2 protein-coding genes and 1 other RNA gene are annotated in these 2,137 nt (G+C 62.6%); 2 read left to right on the forward strand and 1 reads right to left on the reverse strand.

What is annotated here, in order from left to right:
* A partial coding sequence (locus EN935_RS32625) for a transglycosylase SLT domain-containing protein (protein ID WP_164771553.1) occupies positions 1 to 424 on the forward strand: 424 nt, incomplete at its 5' end.
* 50 nt (positions 425 to 474) lie between these two features.
* Positions 475 to 874: RNase P RNA component class A (rnpB, locus tag EN935_RS32630), an RNA gene on the forward strand.
* 135 nt (positions 875 to 1,009) lie between these two features.
* Here the strand turns inward: rnpB and EN935_RS32635 are convergent.
* Positions 1,010 to 2,125, reverse strand: coding sequence for a cystathionine gamma-lyase (locus EN935_RS32635; RefSeq protein ID WP_127374054.1), 1,116 nt, complete (start codon positions 2,123 to 2,125; stop codon positions 1,010 to 1,012).
* Between the last annotated feature and the right edge of the window lie 12 nt (positions 2,126 to 2,137).

A 2,137-nucleotide genomic window follows, 5' to 3' on the forward strand; every position in this document is an offset into this window, starting at 1 on the left:
CAGGAACGCTGCGGCGTCGACGGCCGCAGTGGCCAGCAGCGGTCAGTATTCCGCAATCGTTGCCCGCTATGCGGCGATCGAAGGCGTGCCGGTGTCGCTCGCCACGGCGGTCATCAAGATCGAGAGCAACTACCGGCCCAACATCGTCGGCAGCGCCGGCGAGATCGGCCTGATGCAGATCAAGCCGGCAACGGCGCGGATGATGGGCTATAACGGTTCCGCCAAGGGCCTGTTCGATCCCGACACCAACATCAAATACGGCATGAAATACCTTGCCATGGCGCGGAGTCTCGGCGGCGGCACCACCTGCGGCACGATTCTGAAATACAATGCCGGACACGCTGCAACGCGGATGAACCCGGTGTCAGCCGCCTATTGCGGCAAGGTCAAGGTGCAGATGGCTGCGCTTGGATCGCCCGCATAAGTCTGCTTTTTCGTTTGCGTTTTTGGGCGTGAACCCCTTTATACGCCTTGCCAGCTGGCTGGGCGGCCGCACCCGCAAACGCCGAAAGGTCGCGGGTGAGGAAAGTCCGGGCTCCATGGAAACACGGTGCCGGTTAATGGCCGGCGGGGGCGACCCCAGGGAAAGTGCCACAGAAAGCAAACCGCCACGGTTTACCCGTGGCAAGGGTGAAAGGGTGGGGTAAGAGCCCACCGCGCGACTGGCAACAGGAGCGGCACGGTAAACCCCACCGGGAGCAAGACCGAATAGGGGCGGTGCGAGGGGAAACCCTCGAGGGCTGTTTCCGGCTCACCGTCCGGGTAGGTTGCGTGAGGCGCATGGCAACATGCGCCCAAGATGAATGGCCGCCACGTTCTCGCCTCGCAAGGGGCGAGGGCCATACAGAACCCGGCTTACAGGCCAGCTGGCAATTCTCTCCATATCGAAGAGAAGTATTTTGAGATCAGCAGGTTGCGCCCTCGGGCGCGCCTGTTGATTCAAGCTTGTTCAGCGATCCATCCATGCAAGCGCAACATTGAGGCCGATGACCTGGCTCGCTAGTCGATTTCAGCCGCTGATCTTGTCCAGCGACGTCTCGATCGCCTTCCAGAGCTCTTCCACCGGCTCGCAGCCGACCGAGAGGCGAACGAAACCAGCGGGAACCGCATCCCCTCGCTTCAAGCGCCGCTCGGCGGAGGTGTGGACGCCGCCGAAGGATGTCGCGGCCTGCATCAGTTCGCAGTTGTTGATGAAATCCTCGGCCTTGTCCTCCGAGGCAAGCTCGAAAGAGATGAGAAAGCCGAAGCGCTCCATCTGGGCGCGGGCCAGGTTGTGCGACGGGTCGCCTTCCAGCCCGGGATAACGCAGGCCGCTGATTGCCCGGTGACCCTGCAGCCGCCGCGCGATGACTTCCGCCGACGAGCACATGCGATCGAAGCGCACATCCAGTGTTTCGAGGCCGCGATGCACTAGCCAGGCTTCGAACGGCCCGGGAATGCTGCCGGAAACCTCGCGCCAGCCGGTCACGGCGGCGATGATATCGGCATTGCGGCTGGCGACATGGCCGAACAGCACATCGGAATGGCCATTGGGTGCCTTGGTGTCGGCGGCAACGACGATATCGGCGCCATGGTCGAGCGGCCGCTGGCCGAAGGGCGTCATGGTCGTGTTGTCGACCACAAGGATCGCGCCGGCTTTGTGAACAGCATCGGCGACGGCCGCGATGTCGCAGATATCCAGCCCCGGATTGGCAGGGGTTTCGACAAACGCCACGCGATAGCCATCGAAGCCGCCATCGAGGAAGGTCGAAGTCGGCCTGACATCGTAGGTGATGCCGAGAGGCTTGAGGAAGCGATCGGCCAGCGCCCTTGTCGTGTGGTATCCGTCCGAAGGCAGCAGGATACGGTCGCCGGCTTTGAGCACGGCAAAAAACGCCGCCGAGATTGCCGCCATTCCGGAAGGGAAGGCGACGCAGGGCGCATCTTCCAGATGAGCCAGCATATGTTCAACCGCATCCCAGGTCGGGTTGCTGAAGCGGCCGTACTGGTTGAAGCCGGTGGCGTCGCCGGGCGCATGAAAAATGGCGGCCATGGTCAGGGGCAGCGGGATGGAATCGCCCATGGCAAGTCCGCCGCGGCGCAAATGAGGAAGTGCTGCAGCGCGTGACTTTGCTGTTTCAGACATCGAATTTCCAAC

The organism is Mesorhizobium sp. M7D.F.Ca.US.004.03.1.1 (assembly GCF_003998635.1).
GTDB classification, from domain to species: Bacteria; Pseudomonadota; Alphaproteobacteria; order Rhizobiales; family Rhizobiaceae; genus Mesorhizobium; species Mesorhizobium loti.

Bases quoted from the DNA above. Each gene is read 5' to 3' on its own strand.
- EN935_RS32635 (WP_127374054.1), bottom strand. From the start codon at position 2,125: ATGTCTGAAACAGCAAAGTCACGCGCTGCAGCACTTCCTCATTTGCGC.